At 35.5% G+C, this 23,564-nt stretch carries 20 protein-coding genes and 1 other annotated feature; of the genes, 12 read left to right on the top strand and 8 right to left on the bottom strand.

Annotated elements, in window-relative coordinates:
• Positions 1-12: 12 nt before the first annotated feature.
• The 7 genes from mnmG to rpmH all read right to left on the bottom strand — a co-directional run bounded on the left by mnmG (position 13) and on the right by rpmH (position 6,168).
• Positions 13-1,902, bottom strand: a complete 1,890-nt coding sequence (gene mnmG, locus ABC346_RS04000) for a tRNA uridine-5-carboxymethylaminomethyl(34) synthesis enzyme MnmG (protein ID WP_413233634.1) — start codon at positions 1,900-1,902, stop codon at positions 13-15.
• Between the two features lie 34 nt (positions 1,903-1,936).
• Complete coding sequence (mnmE, locus tag ABC346_RS03995) at positions 1,937-3,316, bottom strand: tRNA uridine-5-carboxymethylaminomethyl(34) synthesis GTPase MnmE (RefSeq protein ID WP_413233633.1); 1,380 nt, start codon at positions 3,314-3,316, stop codon at positions 1,937-1,939.
• Between the two features lie 383 nt (positions 3,317-3,699).
• Positions 3,700-3,891, bottom strand: a complete 192-nt coding sequence (locus ABC346_RS03990) for a YozQ family protein (protein WP_413233632.1) — start codon at positions 3,889-3,891, stop codon at positions 3,700-3,702.
• A 191-nt stretch (positions 3,892-4,082) separates the two neighbouring features.
• A complete protein-coding gene (gene jag, locus ABC346_RS03985) occupies positions 4,083-4,700 on the bottom strand; it encodes an RNA-binding cell elongation regulator Jag/EloR (protein ID WP_413233631.1) in 618 nt (205 codons plus the stop codon).
• A 15-nt stretch (positions 4,701-4,715) separates the two neighbouring features.
• Entirely contained in the window at positions 4,716-5,474 is a 759-nt protein-coding gene (yidC, locus tag ABC346_RS03980; protein WP_413233630.1) for a membrane protein insertase YidC, read from the bottom strand.
• A 79-nt stretch (positions 5,475-5,553) separates the two neighbouring features.
• On the bottom strand, positions 5,554-5,904 hold the full coding sequence (gene rnpA, locus ABC346_RS03975) for a ribonuclease P protein component (protein ID WP_413233629.1): 351 nt from the start codon (positions 5,902-5,904) through the stop codon (positions 5,554-5,556).
• Positions 5,905-6,033: 129 nt separating this feature from the next.
• Positions 6,034-6,168 (bottom strand): 50S ribosomal protein L34, encoded by a 135-nt coding sequence (gene rpmH, locus ABC346_RS03970; protein ID WP_011067894.1) that lies wholly within the window; start codon positions 6,166-6,168, stop codon positions 6,034-6,036.
• Positions 6,169-6,766: 598 nt separating this feature from the next.
• Here rpmH and dnaA point away from each other — a divergent pair.
• The 9 genes from dnaA to ABC346_RS03930 all read left to right on the top strand — a co-directional run bounded on the left by dnaA (position 6,767) and on the right by ABC346_RS03930 (position 17,475).
• On the top strand, positions 6,767-8,110 hold the full coding sequence (gene dnaA / locus ABC346_RS03965) for a chromosomal replication initiator protein DnaA (RefSeq protein WP_413233628.1): 1,344 nt from the start codon (positions 6,767-6,769) through the stop codon (positions 8,108-8,110).
• 41 nt (positions 8,111-8,151) lie between these two features.
• Positions 8,152-8,253 carry a hypothetical protein gene (locus ABC346_RS21240; RefSeq protein ID WP_487247433.1) on the top strand — a complete coding sequence of 34 codons (102 nt, stop codon included), beginning with the start codon at positions 8,152-8,154 and terminating at the stop codon, positions 8,251-8,253.
• A gap of 43 nt (positions 8,254-8,296) precedes the next feature.
• The gene (gene dnaN / locus ABC346_RS03960; protein WP_413233627.1) at positions 8,297-9,433 is read left to right on the top strand and encodes a DNA polymerase III subunit beta; all 1,137 of its coding nucleotides are present in this window, start codon (positions 8,297-8,299) and stop codon (positions 9,431-9,433) included.
• A gap of 290 nt (positions 9,434-9,723) precedes the next feature.
• Positions 9,724-9,945: a S4 domain-containing protein YaaA gene (gene yaaA / locus ABC346_RS03955; RefSeq protein ID WP_413233626.1), complete on the top strand. Its 222-nt coding sequence runs from the start codon at positions 9,724-9,726 to the stop codon at positions 9,943-9,945.
• Between the two features lie 2 nt (positions 9,946-9,947).
• Positions 9,948-11,057 carry a DNA replication/repair protein RecF gene (recF, locus tag ABC346_RS03950; RefSeq protein ID WP_413233625.1) on the top strand — a complete coding sequence of 370 codons (1,110 nt, stop codon included), beginning with the start codon at positions 9,948-9,950 and terminating at the stop codon, positions 11,055-11,057.
• A 34-nt stretch (positions 11,058-11,091) separates the two neighbouring features.
• The gene (gene remB / locus ABC346_RS03945) at positions 11,092-11,373 is read left to right on the top strand and encodes an extracellular matrix regulator RemB (protein ID WP_413233624.1); all 282 of its coding nucleotides are present in this window, start codon (positions 11,092-11,094) and stop codon (positions 11,371-11,373) included.
• 372 nt (positions 11,374-11,745) lie between these two features.
• On the top strand, positions 11,746-13,671 hold the full coding sequence (gene gyrB / locus ABC346_RS03940; RefSeq protein ID WP_413233623.1) for a DNA topoisomerase (ATP-hydrolyzing) subunit B: 1,926 nt from the start codon (positions 11,746-11,748) through the stop codon (positions 13,669-13,671).
• A gap of 98 nt (positions 13,672-13,769) precedes the next feature.
• Positions 13,770-16,289, top strand: coding sequence for a DNA gyrase subunit A (gene gyrA / locus ABC346_RS03935; protein ID WP_413233622.1), 2,520 nt, complete (start codon positions 13,770-13,772; stop codon positions 16,287-16,289).
• Positions 16,290-16,362: 73 nt separating this feature from the next.
• Entirely contained in the window at positions 16,363-17,475 is a 1,113-nt protein-coding gene (locus tag ABC346_RS03930; protein WP_413233621.1) for an HD-GYP domain-containing protein, read from the top strand.
• Between the two features lie 47 nt (positions 17,476-17,522).
• On the opposite strand, the gene ABC346_RS03925 is transcribed toward ABC346_RS03930, so the two are convergent.
• Complete coding sequence (locus tag ABC346_RS03925; protein ID WP_413233620.1) at positions 17,523-18,479, bottom strand: YaaC family protein; 957 nt, start codon at positions 18,477-18,479, stop codon at positions 17,523-17,525.
• 240 nt (positions 18,480-18,719) lie between these two features.
• On the opposite strand from ABC346_RS03925, the gene guaB reads away from it, so the two are divergent.
• From guaB to serS, 3 genes are all read left to right on the top strand, one after another.
• Positions 18,720-20,189, top strand: coding sequence for an IMP dehydrogenase (guaB, locus tag ABC346_RS03920; RefSeq protein WP_413233619.1), 1,470 nt, complete (start codon positions 18,720-18,722; stop codon positions 20,187-20,189).
• A 271-nt stretch (positions 20,190-20,460) separates the two neighbouring features.
• Complete coding sequence (locus ABC346_RS03915) at positions 20,461-21,804, top strand: serine hydrolase (RefSeq protein ID WP_413233618.1); 1,344 nt, start codon at positions 20,461-20,463, stop codon at positions 21,802-21,804.
• Positions 21,805-21,906: 102 nt separating this feature from the next.
• Positions 21,907-22,132 (top strand) — a binding site (T-box leader).
• A gap of 88 nt (positions 22,133-22,220) precedes the next feature.
• A complete protein-coding gene (gene serS, locus ABC346_RS03910) occupies positions 22,221-23,495 on the top strand; it encodes a serine--tRNA ligase (protein ID WP_413233617.1) in 1,275 nt (424 codons plus the stop codon).
• Positions 23,496-23,564 lie beyond the last annotated feature (69 nt).

Here is a 23,564-nt window from a genome sequence, read left to right as displayed (position 1 = left end):
AATCATTAATCATTAATCATTCGCTACTTTTGCAATACTTCCTTGTTCAATATATACAAGTAATATGGAAATATCAGCAGGATTTACTCCAGATATACGTGATGCTTGCCCAACAGAGAGTGGACGTACTTTTTTCAGTTTTTCCACTGCTTCTGTAGCTATTCCATTAATTGCATCATAATCAATATGTTCAGGTATCTTCTTATCTTCCATTTTAAGCATTCGTTCTACTTGTTCTTTTGCTTTTTTAATATACCCTTCATATTTGATTTGAATAGCAACCTGTTCTTTCACTTCTTCTCGGAGTTCCACATTACTTTCGATCATTTGATCGACGATATCATACGATAGTTCTGGACGCTTCATTAAATCATACGCTTTTATGGCTTCTTTTAAGCGGGATGCTCCAGCATTTTCCATGATTTCTTGAATATCTTCCGTTGGCTTAATGATAATTTTGTTTAATCGTTTCTTTTCTGCTTCAATTTGCTGTTTTTTATCGGTAAATCGTTGATAACGTTCCTCGGTAATCAGTCCGTAATCATATCCGATTTCTGTTAGGCGCAAATCAGCATTATCATGTCGTAATAATAAACGATATTCTGCTCGAGAAGTTAGCAGACGATAAGGCTCATTGGTACCTTTTGTAACTAAATCATCAATCATAACACCGATATATGCCTGTGAACGATCCAAAATAATAGGTTCTTTATTTAATGACTTCGCTGCAGCGTTCATTCCTGCCATTAATCCTTGTCCCGCTGCTTCTTCATAACCTGAAGTACCATTGATCTGACCAGCTGTAAATAATCCTGGCAAACGTTTCGTTTCTAAGGTAGGCCATAGTTGAGTTGGCACAACTGCATCATACTCAATAGCATAACCAGCACGCATAATTTCTGCATTTTCCAAACCAGGAATGGATTTAATCATTTTATGCTGAATACTTTCTGGCAATGAAGTAGAAAGTCCTTGAACATACACTTCTTCGGTATCTCGTCCTTCTGGTTCTAAGAAGATTTGGTGACGTGGTTTATCATTAAAACGCACGATTTTATCTTCAATTGAAGGACAATAACGAGGGCCTGTTCCACGCTTCATTCCAGAGTACATCGAAGATAACCCTAAATTATCATTAATCACTTGGTGGGTAAATTCATTCGTATACGTTAACCAACAAGGGATTTGATCTGTTATTTGCTCTGTAGTCTCATAAGAAAATGATTTCGGATTGTCGTCTCCTGGCTGTATCTCTGTTTTTGAATAATCGATGGTATGACTATTAACTCTTGGTGGCGTACCAGTTTTAAAACGAGTTAAATCAAATCCATGCTTCTCGAGATCCTCAGACAATTTAATTGAAACGCGTTGGTTATTTGGGCCACTCTCATATTCGAGATCCCCCATTAATACTTTTCCTCGCATAAATGTACCAGTCGTTACAATAACAGAATCAGCATAATAGGCTGCATGTGTTTCTGTAATAACACCCTTACAAATTCCATCCTCAACAATTAATTCATTTACCATACCTTGACGTATTGTAAGGTTTTCCTCATTTTCCATTAAATGCTTCATTTCTTTCATATATATCGGCTTATCCGCTTGTGCACGCAATGCTTGCACTGCTGGACCTTTACCTGTATTCAACATACGCATCTGAATGTAACTTTTATCAATTACTTTCCCCATAATTCCACCAAGCGCATCAATTTCACGAACAACGATTCCTTTGGCTGGTCCACCGATGGATGGATTACATGGCATAAAAGCAATCATATCTAAATTAAGTGTCAGCATTAACGTCTTTGCGCCCATACGAGCAGCAGCATACGCTGATTCTACTCCCGCATGTCCAGCACCAACAACGATGACATCATAATTACCTGCATTATAGGTCATGTTTTCTCTTCCTTTCTTTAAAAATAATCCGATCTTATTTTCCTAAACAAAATTGTGAGAATAACTGATCAATTAGGCTATCACTAGCAGTATCACCGATAATTTCACCCATAAATTCCCATGATCTTGTCACATCAATTTGAACGATATCCATTGGCATTCCTAATTCAATGCCTTCCATTGCATCTTCTAATGCTTGTTTTGCTTGTTTTAGTAGCTGTATATGCCGAACATTCGATACATACGTCATATCACCAGTATCTATATCCCCGGTAAAGAACGTATCAGCTATGGCTTTTTCAAGCTCATCTACTCCTTGTTCTTCTAGTAAGGCAGTAGTAACCATTGGTCGATCTTTTGCAAATTTACGTACTTCATCTAAATCCAATTGTTGCTCCAAATCTGTCTTATTGATAATCACAATATATTCTAATCCATCTACCGCTTCAAATAATTTCTTATCCTCGTCGAATAATGGTTCATTATAATTAAGCACAAATAAAATTAAATCCGATTCTTTCAACACTTGTCTCGAACGATCAACACCGATTCTTTCTACGATATCCTCGGTCTCTCTAATTCCTGCAGTGTCTACTAAACGCAATGGAACTCCACGTACATTAACATATTCTTCAATTATATCACGTGTCGTTCCTGGTATTTCTGTTACGATTGCTTTATTTTCCTGCACAAGCGTATTCATTAAAGAAGATTTCCCCACGTTTGGACGACCAATAATCGCAGTAGACAAACCCTCACGTAAAATTTTACCTTGTTGTGCTATTTGCAGTAGTTTATCTAACTCATCCCGCACTTCTTTTGATTTCTCCTTCATCATTGCATGTGACATTTCTTCTACATCATCATATTCAGGATAATCAATATTTACTTCTACATGAGCAACCGTTTCTAACAATTCTTGGCGCAACTGCTGAATTAATTTCGATAATCTTCCATCCATCTGTTTTAATGCAACAGACATTGCCTTATCTGTCTTTGCACGAATTAAATCCATCACCGCTTCTGCTTGAGATAAATCAATTCTTCCGTGTAAAAACGCACGTTTCGTAAATTCACCTGGTTCCGCTAAACGCACACCTTTTGCTAAGACAATTTCCAACACACGATTAACAGAAACCAGACCACCGTGACAATTGATTTCTACCACATCTTCACGTGTAAATGTCTTTGGTGCACGCATAATAGAAACCATGACTTCTTCTGCAACCTCATTCGTACTAGGGTCAATTATTTTCCCATATTGGATCGTATGTGAAGGGACCTCTTGTAAATTCTTACCTTCAAATATTCCTGAAGTAATCGCAATTGCTTCTGGCCCACTTAAACGAACGATTGCAATAGCGCCCTCTCCAACAGGAGTCGATATCGCCGTTATTGTATCTGTATCCAACATTTTTGTCACCTCCACACTTTTTCTCATATATATTAGGGTGAATCTTCTCTACAACACATCCTCAAGACTTGGAGAAAAAACACCTTAAAGTCTTAGATTGAACGTAGACATACACACCTCATCATTCTCGCTAAACCTTTAATAAGCGATTAAAAAAACCATTGATAAAGGTCTCACTATATCTATTAAAATTACATCATTAAATTTGTTGTCACTAACAAACTAGAATAACACAATTACATAAAAAAATAAACTTATCCACATAAATAATTTGTTGCCTTTTCATGTCTAAGTTATACACATGTGGATAATTAACTTTTAAAGCGATTCACATTTACCAATAAAAAAACACCCTTAATTATATAAGGATGTCTTAAAAATTTCTATTTCTTTCTCGGCAATTTTTCTTGTTTTTGTTGTTGATCATCAATTGTGCCTTCCATATACGTGTCTGACACTTGTTCATGTGACATTGCCATTCCTTGAGATAATTGATCCTCTTTATAATAATCGGAAAACTGATATGTTTTATCAGCCACGCTTTTAGATCGTTCTGTTTTTTTATTTGACACCATTCTTCACCCTCTCTTTTATACGAGATAAGTTTATTATGTGTGAGAAGCTAGCGTATTACCCTAAATTATTCATTTCAAAAAACAATTTAGTCCAAAATCCCATGTAAACTAAAAAACCAGACCGTAATCCTAAATAATTTCTAGATTACTGCCTGGTTTAATAACAATTTTTACCTTATTTGATAGCTATCTTATGATGGTTTAATAACAATATGTCGATGTGGTTCTACACCATCAGAATACGTTGAAACATCTTCTTGATCTTGTAATATACTATGAATAATTTTTCGTTCAAATGCTGGCATAGGCTCTAGAACAACTGTTTTCTTTGTTCTTAAAGCTTTATCTGCCATGCGAGCAGCTAATGTTTCCAATGTTTCTTGTCGTCTACCTCGATAACCTTCTGCATCTAGTGTTACCGTATAATACTCATCACTATGTCTGTTAATCGCTAAGTGGACTAAATATTGAAGTGCGTTCAATGTTTGTCCTCGTTTACCGATTAATACTGCGATTTGATCGCCATTCATCGTATAAGTGACGTGATTGCCATCAACGGTGGTATCTAAATCGATAGAGAGATTCATGTTGCTAGTTACTTCTTTTATAAATTTTTCCGTCTCTTGCACGGGATCTTTCGCTATACAAACTTTGACAACTGCGCGTTTAGATCCAAAGATGCCTAGTACACCTTTTTTTCCTTCATCAATGACATCAATTTCTACTTGATCTCTCGTTGCATTCAATTGAGCTAATGCAGATTGAATTGCTTCTTCAACTGATTGACCGCTAGCAGTTACTTCTCTCACTATCTTTCCCCTCCATTATTTCTTAGCCATCATTGGCTTATTAATAAGAAGCGTTTGGAATACCATAAATACGTTACCTGTTACCCAGTATAATGCCAACGCTGCTGGGAAGAAGAATGCCATTACACCAATCATAATTGGCATGACGTATAACATAATCTGCATTTGTAATTTCATTTGCGGATTACTATTCATGGATGAATTGGTTGACATCATAATTTTCTGTTGCAGGAACGTAAAGAATGCAGTTAATATCGGTAAAATATAATCTGGTGATCCTAATTGGAACCATAAGAAACTGTGTGTACTAATTTCTGGCGTACGCATAATCGCATGGTACATGGCAACAAATATAGGCATCTGTACCAGAATTGGTAAACACCCTGCTAATGGGTTAACTCCATTTTTCTGGAATAATTCCATTGTTTCTTGTTGTAACTTCTGCTGAGTATTTGCGTCCTTAGACGTATACTTCTTTTGAATTTCTTGAAGTTTCGGTTGTATTTCTTGCATCGCTTTTGAACTCTTAATTTGTTTAACATTTAATGGCATAAGTAATAAACGAACAAATATAGTTACAATTATAATCGCAAGTCCATAACCTTCATTAAATACTCCTGCTACTGCTGTGATTAACCAAGAAACTGGATATACAAAAATTGTATTCCAAATACCATCACTATCAGATGTTATCGGTTCATTAATTTCAGTACAACCGGAAAGTAACATCATTAGTGCTATTAAAGCGACTATAATTCCAAATTTTTTACGCAACGTTTTTCCTCCTTAACGCTTTCCTTGCTTACTTGTTATTCTAGCTTAATTGTATACATTATTCTATCTTAAACTTGTTTTACCTTTTTGTATTTTTAAGTAATCCTTCTTTATATAAAAGATGAGATAAGCTTCTTTTGATTTCTCCGCAATTCATGGTTCTTGTTGGATTTCTAGCAATAATAACGATGTCATAGGCTGATTTTATATCCGGCTCTAGTTCATGAAATGATTGACGTAAACAACGTTTTATTCTATTTCTCATTACGGCGTTACCGATTTTTTTCCCTACAGAAAGGCCGACCCGAAAATGACTTTGATCTACTTTTTTTCGATAATATATAACCAATTGCCGATTCGCGAATGAATGACCTTTTTTAAATGTATATTGAAATTCTTCATTTTGTTTTATACGATATTGTTTTTTCAACGTCATCACCTTTAACCCACATTCAACCGCCTAAGCTTGTACTTATTTATTAGTATGTATCCATTTATATGCTTTGTAACCCCTTAAATCTATCTATAACAGAAAAAAAACCACTGATTTTTCAGTGGCTTATGCAGATAATACTTTACGTCCTTTGCGACGACGACGAGCTAGTACATTACGTCCATTTTTAGTGCTCATACGTGCGCGAAAGCCGTGAACTTTTTTGCGTTTACGATTATTTGGTTGAAATGTTCTTTTCATGTCTATGCACCTCCTAGGAGAATTCAATTCATATTTAAACTCTTTCATCTTATAACTAATCCATTAGACAGTCCTTGATATTATACGAAAAAAACAAACTACTTGTCAACCACTATTTAAATCCTCTTTTATCCACAAGTCTTGTTTATTAATTTTTACCAAAAATTGATTATCCACACAAGAAATTTACAAGATAATCACAAAATATAGTGATGTTTATAACTTTTCACCACAAGCGCTTGAATATGTGGATAACTATGTAAAACCCATTGATTTTCTGCTCTTTATTTGGTATTATATTTATGTTTTAACCTGTGGAAATAAAAATCCATCATCTGACTTATGCACATAATGTGGATAATCTGTGGATACTTATTCAACCTTCGTTAATAATGTTTTCAACAGGAATGTGGATAACGTTTATAATTCTTCCAAAGCTAATTATGCTCTTATTTTACTATCCACAGTAAATTCAATTAAATTAAGTTTTTCATCTATGCTTTTATACATAGATAAAGATAATAATGCCTTTCCATCTATTTAGGTTGAGAGAGGCTTTTTCTGTCATGATTAAATTAGGAAAGGAGTGAGCATTACTTTGGAAAATATTGAAGAACTATGGAGTGCAACATTAAAAAAAATCGAAGAAAAATTGAGTAAACCTAGTTTCGATACGTGGCTTAAAAATACCAAAGCAGAAGCATTAGAAAGAGATACTCTTATTATTTCTGCACCTAATGAATTCGCAAGAGATTGGTTAGAAAATCAATATACTAACCTAATTTCACAAATGTTACTCGAAGTTACTGGCTCTGAACTAAATACAAAATTTATTATTCCAGATTCATTAGAGGAAATTGAAGAACAAAAACCAATGCCAAAACCAAAACAGTCCGCAGATTCTGGAGACTCTCCAAAATCAATGCTTAATTCAAAATATACATTTGATACATTTGTTATTGGCGCCGGAAATCGTTTTGCCCATGCCGCTTCATTAGCTGTAGCAGAAGCTCCTGCAAAAGCTTATAATCCTTTATTTATATATGGAGGAGTTGGCTTAGGAAAAACACATTTAATGCACGCGATCGGTCATTATGTTCGAGATCATAACCCAAATGCCAAGGTCGTTTATTTAACATCAGAAAAATTTACAAATGAGTTTATTAACGCAATTATGGATAATAAATCCAATCATTTTCGAAATAAATACCGAAATATTGATGTTTTATTAATTGACGATATTCAATTTATTGCTGGAAAAGAATCTACACAAGAGGAATTTTTCCATACTTTCAATGCATTGCACGGTGAGAGTAAACAAATTATTATCTCGAGTGATCGGCCACCAAAGGAAATTCCAACTTTAGAAGATCGATTGCGTTCACGTTTTGAGTGGGGATTAATTACCGATATTACTCCTCCAGACTTAGAGACACGGATTGCTATTCTCAATAAAAAAGCAAAAGCAGAAGGTCTTGATATACCAAATGAAGTGATGCTCTATATTGCAAATCAAATTAACACTAATATCCGCGAATTAGAAGGTGCTTTAATTCGAGTTGTAGCTTATTCATCATTGGTTAACCAAGATATCGATGCTTCGTTAGCAGCAGAAGCTTTAAAAGATATTATTCCGAGTAGTAAACCAAAAGAAATAACCATACCAGCAATTCAAGAAATTGTTGCAGAACGCTATCACATTCGTTTAGAAGATTTTGCAGCAAAAAAACGGACAAAGTCTATCGCATTCCCTAGACAGATAGCAATGTATTTATCAAGAGAATTAACAGATTCTTCGTTGCCAAAAATCGGAGAAGAATTTGGTGGTCGTGATCACACAACTGTCATTCATGCTCATGAAAAAATATCTAAAATGCTAGAACAAGACACGGAATTAGATAGAGATATCGAAGAATTAAAAGAAAAGCTAAAATCAATATAGAGATATCCCCATGTGTACACTGTGCAAAACCTGTCACACTCATGCACAGTTTATCCACATGTGGAAAACCTTTAGTGAAATGTATAAATAATAGTTATCCACATAATCACAAGCCCTATTATTATTATTACTGTATTTTATAAATAAAAATAATAAATATAACTTCCAAATTAGGAGGGAAATGAAATGAGATTTACAATCCAACGAGATAAGTTAATTAATGGTGTATCAAATGTAATGAAGGCCATTTCTTCAAGAACGGTAATTCCTATATTGACCGGAATGAAAATAGAAGTGAAAAATCATGGAGTTACATTAACAGGAAGTGATTCTGATATTTCAATTGAGTATTATATTCCAACGGAAGAAGATGGCATAGTACATGTAGAAAATATTGAAGAAGGTACCATCATACTCCAAGCAAAATACTTTCCTGAAATAGTTAGAAAACTACCAGAAAGTACGGTTGATATTGTAGTAGATGACCAATTAAATGTAAGAATTACATCTGGGAAAGCAGAATTTAATTTGAATGGACAAAGTGCGGAAGAATATCCACAGCTGCCAAAAGTTCAAACAGAAAATAGCTTTGAATTATCCATTGATCTTTTAAAAAGTATGATTAAACAAACCGTTTTTGCGGTATCCACAATGGAAACTCGTCCAATATTAACGGGTGTAAATTTGAAACTTGTGGATAACTTACTTTCTTTCACAGCAACAGATAGTCACCGATTAGCAAGAAGAGAGATTCCAGTTTCTAATGCTCCTATAGAAATTTCACAAATTGTAGTACCAGGGAAAAGTCTAAATGAATTAAATAAAATTCTCTCAGATTCTGAAGAAACTGTAGAAATTAGTGTGACAAATAATCAGATTTTATTCCGTACAAAGCACTTAAACTTCCTTTCTAGACTTCTTGATGGAAATTACCCTGAGACTTCTAGACTGATTCCAGAACAGAGTAAGACAAAAATTCAAGTAAAAACAAAAGAATTATTAGGGACAATTGATCGTGCTTCACTTTTGGCAAAAGAAGAAAGAAATAATGTAGTAAAATTTAACGCACCAGGAAATGCAATGATTGAGATCTCTAGTAATTCACCAGAGGTAGGAAATGTTGTTGAAGAAATAACAGCTGATCAAATGGAAGGTGAAGAGGTTAAAATTTCATTTAGTTCTAAATATATGATCGATGCATTAAAAGCAATCGAATATGATGAAGTACAAATTGAATTCACTGGAGCAATGCGACCATTCATAATTCGACCAGTTGGAGATGACTCTATTCTACAACTAATCTTACCTGTGAGAACTTATTAATCAATCAAATAATATGGAAAGAAGCTCTTTCAACAAAAGGGCTTCTTTTCATTTAGGTAGAGTACTCAGAAAATAGTCAATCAAAATTCAATCATGTACGCAATCTTTTCTGTTTTCTTGTCTTTTTGAAGTAAGTAAAAATATTAAAATCAAAAATTAAGCCATTTTAAGGCGTTTTTGTATATTTTGAGAGGTAAACTTCCTTTTCGAGCAAATCTTTAGTAGAATAGATATATAAGACTTTTAAAGTATATACGGTTTTAAAATACTAACAGAATTTGGTGATAATTATGCATGAACAAATACAAATAGACACGGAGTATATTACTTTAGGACAATTGATTAAGCTTTTAAATTTCTTGGAATCTGGAGGGATGGTTAAGACTTTCCTTCAAGAAGAAGGTGCCTTAGTAAATGGACATCTCGAACAAAGGCGAGGACGAAAGTTATACCCGAAGGATGTCGTTGAGATTACTGGCATTGGTTCATATATCGTGATTAAAGAGGACTGAGCATGCATATTGAAAAATTAGAGCTAATGAATTATCGAAATTATGACCAGCTGGAGATAGCATTTGATGATCAAATTAACGTGATTATCGGTGAAAATGCTCAAGGTAAAACTAATTTAATGGAAGCTATTTATGTACTATCATTTGCACGCAGTCATCGTACTCCTAGAGAAAAAGAATTAATTCAATGGGATAAAGATTATGCTAAAATAGAAGGTAGAATCACAAAAAGAAATCAGTCTGTACCCTTGCAAATCTCCATAACTTCCAAAGGAAAAAAAGCAAAGGTCAATCACCTTGAGCAACATCGTTTAAGCGACTATATTGGATCGGTAAATGTCGTGATGTTTGCTCCAGAAGATCTGACAATTGTCAAAGGTGCTCCCCAAATTCGACGACGCTTTATGGACATGGAACTTGGTCAAATACAGCCAACCTATATTTATCATTTAGCGCAATATCAAAAAGTGTTGAAGCAACGTAACCATTTATTAAAACAATTACAACGAAGACCAAATCCAGATACAACGATGTTAGAAGTATTAACCGATCAATTGATTGAACATGCTTCTATTTTATTGGAGCGGCGTTTTATTTACTTAGAATTGTTAAGAAAATGGGCACAGCCAATTCATAGAGGAATCAGTCGAGATTTAGAGCAACTCGAAATACAATATAGTCCAACAATTGAAGTATCAGAAGAAGCAAATAAGGAAAAAATAGGTAATATCTATGAAAGTAAGTTTTCAGAAGTAAAACAAAAAGAGATAGAACGTGGTACCACTTTAGTTGGCCCACATCGAGATGATCTAATTTTTTATGTGAATGGAAAAGATGTTCAAACTTTCGGATCACAGGGTCAGCAGCGCACAACTGCGTTATCCATTAAGTTGGCAGAAATAGAGCTTATTTATCAAGAGGTTGGTGAATATCCTATTCTGCTGTTAGATGATGTTTTAAGTGAATTAGATGATTATCGCCAATCGCATTTACTTAATACCATTCAAGGTAAAGTTCAAACATTTGTATCAACGACAAGTGTCGAAGGTATTCATCATGAAACTTTACAACAAGCAGAAATTTTTCGAGTTAAGAATGGAGTAGTAACTTAAAATTGCAGAAATAAATTAAAGGAAGTGACGATTTATGTTTATCCATATTGGAAACGGAAATGTCATTCGAACAAAGGAGATCGTATCCATTATTGATTGCAATCTACTTTCGTCATCTTCCATTGTTGATGAAATGATTGAGGCTTGGGAAAAAAATAAAAAAGTTTCTGGCCCTAGAAAAAATGCTAAATCGATTATGCTAACGGAAGACCATATATATTTTAGTTCATTGTCCGTTGCAACGTTAAAAAAACGATCAAGTATGATTTCCACGATTAATAAACTGGATGATTATTCTGATGAACTATCCATTTAATCGTTTTAAATATAGATAGAAAAAGATAAATCGGAATGAATAGATTTGAAAAACCGCTTCAGAAATATACTCTGCTTATCCTAAGGCGGCTGGTGGGCCTCCGGATGCCAAGCATTCCGGGGTCTCCCCTAGTTCTTCCTCCCACAGGAGTCTCGTATATTTCTTACGCTTATTCTATCTATCATTTTAAGCAAAGCTTATTATTAGTCCCAACCGCTTCCTTTATTTTCATAATAGAGGAAGCACCGTTCCCAAAAGATATAGGGGAATCAACAAGCATGTTTATTTTTAGCAAAAGCTTCCCAATAGAAGGACGCCGACAAAGTTCGGTTTCCTATTTTAGTGTATTTCAACAGAAATGAGTGTGAGAAGATGTCTATGGAAGATAAAATTACGGAAAACCAAGAATATGGTGCAGATCAGATACAAGTTCTGGAAGGATTAGAAGCAGTAAGAAAAAGACCTGGTATGTATATTGGATCTACTAGTGAAAAAGGGCTTCACCATCTAGTTTGGGAAATTGTTGATAACAGTATAGACGAAGCATTGGCAGGTTATTGTGACCATATTCAAATAGTGGTTGAAGAAGATAACAGTATTACAGTAAAGGATAATGGACGTGGTATTCCAGTTGATATCCAACAAAAAACTGGAAGACCTGCACTTGAAGTAATTATGACTGTACTCCATGCTGGTGGAAAATTCGGTGGAGGCGGTTATAAGGTTTCTGGTGGTTTGCACGGTGTAGGGGCATCGGTTGTAAATGCACTTTCTAGTGAACTAGAAGTGTACGTACATCGTGATGGGAAAATTCATTTCCTATCTTTCAAAAAAGGTGTTCCTGATGGAGAAATTGAAGTGATCGGAGAAACAGATATTACTGGTACCGTCACTCACTTTAGACCAGATTCTGAAATCTTCACAGAAACAACAGAATATAACTTTGATACACTGGAGCAACGTCTTCGTGAGCTTGCGTTTTTAAATAAAGGATTACAAATATCTATTGAAGATAAACGTACAGACAAGGAACAAGTAACGTACCATTATGAGGGCGGAATAAGTTCTTATGTTGAATTTATCAATAAAAATAAAGAAGTTCTTCATGAACCTTTCTTTGCCGAAGGAGAAGACCAAGGGATTTCTGTAGAAGTAGCAATTCAATACAATGATGGATTTGTAAGCAATTTATACTCGTTTGCGAATAATATTCATACGTATGAAGGCGGGACACATGAAGTCGGTTTCCGTAGTGGTTTGACTCGTGTAATCAATGATTATGCGAAGAAAAACGGTTTAATCAAAGATGGTGAATCTAATCTTTCTGGAGATGATGTTCGTGAAGGAATGACAACTATTGTCTCTATCAAGCATCCAGATCCACAATTTGAAGGACAAACAAAGACGAAGCTTGGTAATAGTGAAGTACGTGCGATTACAGATGGAGTCTTTTCTGAAGCATTTTCGAAATTTTTATATGAAAATCCTTCTATAGCAAAAATTATTGTTGAAAAAGGGTTGATGGCGTCACGGGCACGTCTTGCAGCCAAAAAAGCAAGAGAACTTACACGTCGTAAAAGTAACTTAGAGATATCTAATTTACCTGGTAAATTAGCTGACTGCTCGTCTCGAGATGCCTCTATAAGTGAACTATATATTGTAGAGGGTGACTCAGCTGGTGGTTCCGCAAAATCAGGAAGGGATCGCCATTTCCAAGCAATCCTCCCACTGAGAGGTAAGATTTTAAACGTTGAAAAAGCACGATTAGATCGTATCTTATCTAATAATGAAGTACGTGCGATGATAACAGCTTTAGGAAGTGGTGTTGGTGAAGAATTCGATATTACTAAAGCACGTTACCATAAAATCGTAATTATGACGGATGCGGATGTAGATGGCGCACATATTCGAACATTATTATTAACTTTCTTCTACCGGTATATGCGTCCACTTATTGAACATGGCTATATTTATATCGCACAACCACCGCTTTATCAAGTAAAGCAAGGGAAAACGGTAAATTATGCGTATAACGACAAAGAATTGGATCGGATACTAGATGAAATTCCAAAAGCACCAAAACCTAATATCCAGCGTTATAAAGGTTTAGGAGAAATGAACGCAGATCAATTATGGGATACTACGATGGATCCTGATTCTCGTACACTCTTACAAGTAGAATTAAGCGATGCGATTGATGCTGACCAAGTATTCGATATGTTAATGGGAGACAAAGTAGAACCCCGTCGAATCTTTATCGAAGAAAATGCACAATATGTGAAGAACTTAGATATTTAACTTTAACATTTGCATGTTTCATATAAAGGATTAGATAACGGAAGATCGATTGAAGGAAATCACTAAGGTGCAATTAGTGATTGGGAGGTAATGAAAGAATGGCAGATATAAATCGTCCGAGAGTATCGGAAATAAATATTAGTAATGAGATGCGTACGTCATTCCTCGATTATGCGATGAGTGTAATTGTATCTCGTGCATTACCAGATGTACGTGACGGAATGAAACCAGTTCATCGTCGTATTCTATACGCGATGAACGATTTAGGTATGCATTCAGATAAAGCATATAAAAAGTCAGCGCGTATTGTTGGTGAAGTTATTGGTAAGTATCACCCGCATGGTGATTCTGCTGTATATGAAACGATGGTACGTATGGCTCAGGATTTCAGTTATCGATATATGTTAGTTGATGGGCACGGAAACTTTGGGTCCGTAGATGGAGATTCAGCAGCAGCAATGCGTTATACTGAAGCTCGTATGTCAAAAATATCAATGGAATTACTTCGTGATATTAATAAAAATACGGTTGATTATCAGGATAACTATGATGGAACAGAAAGAGAGCCTATAGTATTTCCAGCACGTTTTCCCAATTTACTTGTAAATGGTACATCTGGGATTGCGGTTGGTATGGCGACGAATATCCCACCTCATCATTTAGGTGAAACAATTGATGCTGTATTGGCAGTCAGTCAAAATCCTGATATTACGATTGAAGAAATCATGGAAAATCATCTTCCAGGTCCTGATTTTCCAACTGCTGGTATTATCTTAGGACGAAGCGGTATACGAAAAGCATATGAAACTGGTAAAGGATCAATTACTATTCGTGCGAAATTGAATATCGAACAAGGTAAAAATGATAAAGAAACGATTATCGTTACTGAATTACCTTATCAAGTAAATAAAGCAAAACTGATTGAAAAAATAGCAGAATTAGTACGTGATAAGAAAGTGGAAGGTATCACCGATCTGCGTGATGAATCTGATCGTAATGGTATGCGGATTGTGATTGAATTACGTCGTGATGCGAATGCGAATGTCGTACTTAATAATTTATATAAGCATACTTCGTTACAAACTACCTTTGGCATTAATACGTTGGCACTAGTAGATGGACAACCAAGAGTTCTTAATATAAAGCAATGTCTTAGTTACTACTTAGAGCATCAAAAAGTTATTATTAAACGTCGGACGCAATTTGAATTAAATAAAGCAGAAGCACGTGCGCATATTTTAGAAGGTCTGCGTATAGCACTTGATCACTTGGATGAAGTAATTGAGTTAATCCGTAGTTCGAAAACTGCAGACATTGCACGTGAAGGTTTAATGGAACGGTTTAAATTAAGTGAAAAACAAGCACAAGCTATCTTAGATATGCGTCTTCAACGTTTAACTGGTTTAGAAAGAGAAAAAATTGAAGATGAATATAAAGAGCTTCAGGCTTTGATTGACGAATTAAAAGCAATTTTAGCGGATGAAGAAAAAGTTTTAGAGATTATTCGCGAAGAATTAACGGAGATCAAAGAAAAATATAAAGAGGATCGAAGAACAGAAATAGTTGCAGGTGGAGCAGGATTCTTTGAAGATGAGGATCTTATCCCAGAAGAAAATATCGTAATAACGTTAACACATCAAGGTTATATCAAACGATTACCTGCATCTACGTACCGCACACAAAAACGTGGTGGACGCGGAATACAAGGAATGGGTACGAATGAGGATGATTTTGTCGAACATTTAGTATCTACATCCACGCATGATACCATACTCTTCTTTACTAACAAAGGGAAGGTATATAAGGCGAAAGGATATGAAATTCCAGAGTTCAGTCGAACTGCGAAAGGTATTCCGATTATCAACCTCCTTCAAGTTGAAAAAGGCGAGTGGGTAAATGCCGTAATTTCTGTTGATCAATTTGATGAAGAAGCATACCTATTCTTTACGACAAAACATGGAATTGCAAAGCGCACATCACTTGAGAAATTCCGTAATATCCGTAAAGGTGGATTAATTGCCGTTAACCTTCGAGAAGACGATGAATTAATTTCCGTTCGTCTGACAGATGGCCAAAAAGAAATGATGATTGCAACGAAGAATGGTTATCTTATTCGTTTTGAAGAGACACAGATCCGTTCTATGGGACGAACTGCTGCCGGTGTAAAAGGAATATCTTTACGCGGTGATGATGTCGTCGTTTCCATGGAAATTATTGAACCAGGATCTAAAATTCTTCATGTTACCAACAAAGGATTCGGTAAACAAACCGATGAAGCTGAATATCGTCGGATTAATCGTGGAGGTAAAGGGGTATTTACTTGTAAACTAGATGAAAAGACGGGACATGTTGTTGCTGTAAAAGCAGTAAATGGTGACGAAGACTTAATGTTAATTACCATTGCCGGTGTATTAATTCGAATACAAGTTCAAGATATTTCACAAACAGGTAGAAATACAAAAGGGGTTCACTTAATTCGACTGCAGGATGATGAAGAAGTAGCTACGGTTACTCGTATAGAAAAAGATGACGAAGAAGATGTTGAGGATATTGAAGTAGTAGAAGGAGAAACAGAAACAACGGATTCATCAACAGAGTCAAATGAAGATAATGAATAGTTAATGAAGTGCTGTCTCTTATTTTAAATGGAGGCAGCACTTCCATATTATCTATCTTAGGGGGAAATGATATATGAAAATGAAGACTTCACATCTCATGCCTGGCTACGTATTACAAAAAGATATCATCGGTAAATCCAATCGGCCGATTGCGTTAAAGGGGACAGAGCTTACGGAACATCAAATCCAAATGATTCGTAAATTTCTTGTTGATACTGTCGAAATTGATGAACCGTTATCTGGAAATAAACCAAGTAAGAAAGTAAAAAAAGAAACAGAAGAAGAAAAAGAAGCGGTGGTTAATATCCGTTCTACCTCTTTACAAGATAAGGGAAATGAACACTTTTTGAAAGAATATAAAAAAGCTGTAAATGCTTTTAAAGGACAATTTCAACAATGGCAACAATCGATGCCCATTTCTATACCGGATTTAAGAGATGCTATTATTCCTTTGCTGGAGCAATTAGATAATCTAGATGCCCACGTGATTTTTTCCCTGCATAAATATGCACGTTCTGAAGAATACATTTTTCATCATAGTGTGGCAACATCATTGATATCTGCATTTATTGCGAAGGAAATGGGGTATCGACGAGGCGAATGGATTCAAGTTGGTTTGGCTGGAGCTCTATGTGATTGTGGAATGGCTAAATTGGATACGGATGTAATTGAAAAACAAGGTCCTTTAACATCAGAAGAATTCAAAAATATCAAAAAACACCCACAAACAAGTTATGTCATGATCAAAGACCTTCCATCTTTAACAAGTGGTGTTCAGCTCGCTGTCTTGCAACATCATGAACGAGGCAATGGTGAAGGATATCCTTTAGGCATGACATTAAACAAAGTTCATCCTTATGCTCGAATTATAGCAGTCGCAGATTCTTATCATGCAATGGCGACAACGACTTGTTACCGCAAGGCAAGAAATATCGTTAATGTAATAGAAGAATTACATGTTAGTACCATTCGATTATATGATTCAGACGTGGTGAACACATTCATGAATATATTCTCGAATTGGTTGGAACATTCACAGGTGATACTGAATAATGGAATTCCTGGCGAGGTCGTGTTTGTAAACAAGAATGAACCAACACGCCCGATTGTAAAAAGTAATGAAAGTGATGATATATTCTCATTAGAGCAACTTCCTGAATTATATATTGATAAGATAATTGGCTAGGATGAGGAGCTTATTCTATTTATATGGTACCTCTATTTAGAGAGTACTTACTTTCCGTTAGATGCGGAATAAATAGAGTGGAGCTCTTTTTCTATTAAATAAGGAATTTTCCTTCTTGTTATTTCTAAAAAATGTTCAATCATTGGATAAGCACTATCTGCTTTTGATACCATTAACTCTCCCCACCACTCTGTCTCATAACGACAAAGCATACTCAAATTATACAAAATTAAATAATGTGTGATTATTTCCGAGTACGGTAAGTAAATATCCCGAGAAGTAGGAAAATACAATTGCTGATTATCCATATGAACAAAAAAAGGACCATTGGCATGCACTATCTTTTCTGCTAAATCAATTTTAAACGAGGAAGATTGTTCACTAATCTCTTTAATCGATGGAAGAAACGGACGAATTCGCTGCACAAATGCGTTTCGTGTTAAATGAAAATGATCTAATATCGACATAGGAAATAACAAGTGGTCGCTATTTATTTCTCCTATATTAATTAATGTTTTCTTTTGTTGATATCCCCATAACAATTGTAATTCAGGTATGTTAGCTAATAATAATCGCATCGAAGCCTTCTCCAAAGGAAAAGAATTGAAATGATACATATGTTTTGTAAAATAAGGGAAAAGTCCTTGTTGTTGAATTTTTACTTCGTCATCGAAAAACTGATAATCCTTTCTCTTTCGCTTTCTAGACGTTACTCCATGAGCAAGTAATGCAGTACTCTCCGGGTAATTCGGTCGTTTGGTAAGAATCCATCCCTTTAATAGATGGACCATGCCATAAAAATAGAGAACCGGTCTCACAATCGGGCTGCTTTCTTCACCACTCTTGTAAAACTGTAATCCATGTTGAATATAGTGCATAAACGCCGTGCCATTCTGATAGCTTTTTTTCGTTTGTTCATCGATATTTTGGTAACATTTATGTAAAAAGGATTGTGCATTTTCTTGCGCACTTAAATGTATAAATAACTGATTTGCTTCCGTCATTATCCAACCCCATAACTATCATAATATTTAGAATTACAGTTCTTCTTTTTTTACAAATTTATCTTCTTGAAAAAGCAAAAAATATAGAGTAATGTAAATAAAAATAGCTTTGTTAATACTTTTAGTTTGAACGAGATTACTGGCATTATTCATGCCTAGAAAATGATATTATCCGCATGTAGCAATAACTGCAAAAGCGGTTAAAATATGGGAATTCAAATATAAAAGGAGGAAGTAAAAATGAGAGAAGACAAGTTTGCAAAAGAAGGATTAACCTTTGATGATGTATTGTTGATGCCTGCAAAATCAGAAATATTGCCAAATCAAGTAGATTTAAGTGTTGAATTGACTTCTACGCTAAAATTAAAATCCCCATTCATTAGTGCAGGAATGGATACAGTTACGGAAGCTGAAATGGCAATTGCAATGGCACGTCAAGGTGGATTTGGAGTTATTCATAAAAATATGTCTATTGAAGATCAAGCGGAACAGGTAGATAAAGTAAAACGCTCTGAAAGTGGCGTTATTACGAATCCATTCTTTCTAACTCCAGAGCATCAAGTATATGATGCAGAGCATTTAATGGGTAAGTTTCGTATTTCTGGTGTTCCAATTGTAAACAATATCGAAGAACAAAAACTTGTCGGTATTTTAACGAATCGTGATCTTCGTTTTATACAAGATTATTCGATCTCTATTTCAGAAGTAATGACAAGTGAAAATCTTGTAACTGCACCTGTCGGAACAACATTAGAGGAAGCAGAAAAATTACTTCAGAAGTATAAAATTGAAAAACTTCCACTGGTAGATGATCAAGATATATTAAAAGGACTTATAACAATTAAAGATATTGAGAAAGTCATTGAATTCCCAAATTCAGCAAAAGATGCTCAAGGTAGATTAATTGTAGGAGCGGCTGTTGGAGTAACCGGCGATGCGATGAAACGTATCGAAAAGCTTGTTAGTGTTGGTGTTGATGCAGTTGTCATCGATACAGCTCATGGACATTCACAAGGAGTACTTGACCAATTAAAAAATATTCGTCAAGCATACCCAGATCTTCAAATCATTGCTGGTAATGTAGCTACAGCAGAAGGAACAAAAGCATTAATCGAAGCAGGTGTATCGGTAGTTAAAGTTGGAATTGGGCCAGGATCTATTTGTACAACTCGTGTTGTAGCTGGAGTAGGGGTACCACAAATTACTGCAGTTCATGATTGTGCTTTAGCAGCTGCTGAGTATGGCGTGCCTGTTATTGCAGATGGAGGCATTAAGTATTCTGGCGATATTGTAAAAGCACTAGCAGCTGGTGCACATGCAGTTATGATCGGAAGCATGTTCGCAGGAGTATCGGAGAGTCCAGGAGAAACAGAAATCTTCCAAGGACGTCAATACAAAGTATATCGTGGAATGGGATCGGTTGGTGCCATGGAAGCTGGCTCAAAAGATCGCTACTTCCAAAGTGAATCAGAAAACAAAAAACTTGTACCAGAAGGAATTGAAGGTCGTGTAGCTTATAAAGGGCCATTAAGTGACACATTCCATCAACTTGTTGGTGGCTTACGCTCTGGTATGGGATATTGTGGTACAAAAACAATAGAGGATCTTCGTAATGATGGTCAATTTATTCGTATCACAAATGCTGGATTACGTGAAAGTCATCCACATGATGTACAAATCACGAAAGAAGCACCAAACTATTCGTTATAAAATGAAATTGTACGGATGAAATATAGGAAGGTAAAGTAAATATCATCACTTTTCAAATGAGCTGTGCGTCAATTTCATAATTGCCGAGTTTCATTAGATAAAACATTAAATTTTCCTTTGCCATACAATTGCCATATTCCTATATTAAAATAGATGGGGGGACAATCCTCATCTATTTTTTTTATGTCTGCTATGTTAAAATATTAAAGGTGCTAAGCAGAATACATAGTATAATGTAATATAGCGATACTTATTATGGAGGTACAAGAAATTGAGAAAGAATTTAAAGAAAGTTTTACTGTTAGCGGTAGCAAGCATCCTCGTATTTACATCCATGTTGACAGCTACAAAATCTGTCCAAGCAAACGAATTAGACCTAGTATCTGAATCTGCAATACTCGTGGATGGAGAAACAGGAAAGGTCCTGTATGCAAAAAATCCTGATGTTGCATTACCTCCTGCTAGCATGACAAAAATGATGACAGAATATCTTGTTTGGGAAGCAGTAGAAAATGGCGATATCACATGGGATACAACTACAGAAATAAGTGATTATCCATATAGCATATCAGCAAATAATTCCTTTTCTGGTGTTGGATTAAAACAACAGCAGGAATATACAGTAAAAGAATTATATGAAGCGATGGCGATTAATTCCGATAATGCAACAACGATTGCATTAGCAGAACTAATTGCTGGTTCAGAATCTGAATTTGTAAAGATGATGAATGAAAAAGGCGAAGAAATGGGTCTTCAGGAATTTAAGTTTGTAAACTCGACTGGACTGGATAACGAAGATTTAGGAGATAATTATCCGGAGGGAACGAACCCAAATGATACGAATCTATTATCGGCCCGTTCAGCAGCTTTATTAGCCTATCATTTAGTTAATGACTATGAAGAAGCATTAGAAATTTCTAGCATTCCGCAAACGACGTTTGGTGGACAAACTATCAATAACTGGAACTATATGCTTTCACATGAAGGAGATAACCTAGCATCGTTTTATTATGAAGGTGTAGATGGGTTAAAGACAGGCTTTACGGAGTTAGCTGGTTATAGTTTTACAGGAACAGCGGAACGTAATGGACAACGATTAATTACCGTTGTAATGAAAACTGGAAGTGAAACCGAACGATTTGAAGAGACTGCGAAGTTATTAGACTATGGTTTCTCTAATTTTGAAAATACAGAGCTATTTTCAGCAGGCTATCAAGAAGAAGGATATGAAACGGTACCAGTAGCAAAAGGTAAAGAAGACCAGGTGTCAATATCAATTCAAGATAGCGTGAATGTCCCTATTAAAGCAGACGAAAAAGATTTATATCGTTTAGAATATAACATAGATCAAGATAAATTGAATGAAGATGGTGAATTAATTGCTCCTCTAGAGGCGAATGAAGCAATCGGAACAGCTAAGCTTGTCTATGATGGGGAAACAGAAGACTATGGTTATATAAGTGATGCTGGTTCGAATACAGGAGAATTTACACTTGTAACAGATGAGGCAGTTGAAAAATCAAATTGGTTTATGCTAACACTACAAGCAATTGGAGACTTCTTTGTAAATATATTTACAAGTGCCGTGGATTGGATTAAAGGTTTATTTAGCTAATCCTTTCTGTTTGGAACGATACGAACTAGGCAATCTTATTAACTTTTGTATAAGGTCTTGCAATGTTGGTAAAAATTGATTATGATATACCTTAATAAACGTAGAGATGTAATGATAGGAAATAGTAGTGATAGTTTGATCTATAGAGAGTCAATGGTTGGTGGAAATTGACGTTCAACTATAATGAATCCATCCTTGAACATGCTTATGAAAGAATCTATTCTGTAAGTAAGCACGGTAGACACCGTTAAAAGTTATTAGAGCCGGAAGGTATACATATGCCTTCAATCAGGGTGGCAACGCGGGAAATAACACTCTCGTCCCTTTTTCACAGGGACGGGAGTTTTTTAATTTGGTCAGTTAAACCTGTTTTACTATCAATACTTATTTCTATATATAAAAGGAGGAATTAAAACATGTTAGATATGAAATATCTAAGACAAAATTTTGAAGAAGTACAGCGACGACTACAGCATCGTGGAGAAGATTTAGCGGATTTAGATAAATTTGGTGAACTAGACACGAAACGTCGTCAATTAATTGCAGAAACAGAGAAGTTAAAGGCACAACGAAATGAAGCTACCAAAAAAATATCTGAACTAAAAAGAGAGAAAAAAGATGCAGAACCTGCAATTAAAGAGATGCGAGAAGTTGGCCAAGAGATCGCTGCATTAGATAAACAACTGAAGGAGATAGAAGAAAAGCTAGAACAAATAATGCTGTCTATTCCAAATCTCCCTCATGAGAGCGTTCCAGTTGGCGAAGATGAGGAAGATAATATTGAAGCAAGAAAATGGGGAGAGGTGCCTAATTTTGCTTTTGAAGCACAACCTCATTGGGATATTGCGACCAATCTAGACGTTTTAGATTTTGAGCGTGCTGGAAAAGTAACAGGAAGCCGTTTTGTTTTTTACAAAGGCTTAGGTGCAAGATTAGAGCGAGCATTATGGAACTTTATGATGGACTTACATGCAGATGAACATGGCTATCAAGAGATGCTTCCACCATACATTGTAAATCGAACAAGTATGACTGGCACAGGACAGCTACCTAAATTTGAAGAGGATGCGTTTAAATTAGAAGAATGGGATTATTTTATGGTTCCGACAGCGGAAGTACCAGTGACAAACTATCATCGAGAAGAAATTCTTGGCATCGATGATCTTCCTAAAAAATACGTAGCATTTAGTGCCAGCTTCCGTTCTGAGGCGGGATCTGCTGGACGTGATACACGCGGATTAATTCGCCAGCATCAGTTTAATAAAGTAGAACTAGTTAATTTCGTGAAACCAGAGGATTCTTATGAAGTATTAGAAAGATTAACAGGAGAAGCCGAAAAAGTATTACAACTTTTAAAGCTTCCTTACCGTGTTATGAGTATGTGTACTGGAGATTTAGGGTTTACTGCAGCGAAGAAATACGATATTGAAGTATGGATTCCAAGTCAGGAAACATACCGAGAAATTTCTTCTTGCTCTAATTTTGAGGATTTCCAAGCCCGTCGTGCAGGTATTCGTTTCCGTCGTGAAGCAAATGGCAAACCGGAATTTGTGCATACGTTAAATGGTTCTGGTTTAGCTATTGGACGTACAGTAGCAGCAATCTTAGAAAATTATCAGCAAGAAGATGGCACTGTCGTCGTACCTGAAGTTTTACGCCCATACATGGGTGGAAAAGAAATTATTGGGTAAACTAACACTATCTATCTTTCCTGGTCTTTGGTTAATACCTTAGATCAGGTGAAGATATATGAATTTAAG

The sequence above is a fragment of the Oceanobacillus phoenicis genome (assembly GCF_047238145.1).
Lineage (GTDB): Bacteria > Bacillota > Bacilli > Bacillales > Amphibacillaceae > Oceanobacillus.
This window is presented reverse-complemented; position numbering and strand designations above follow the sequence as displayed.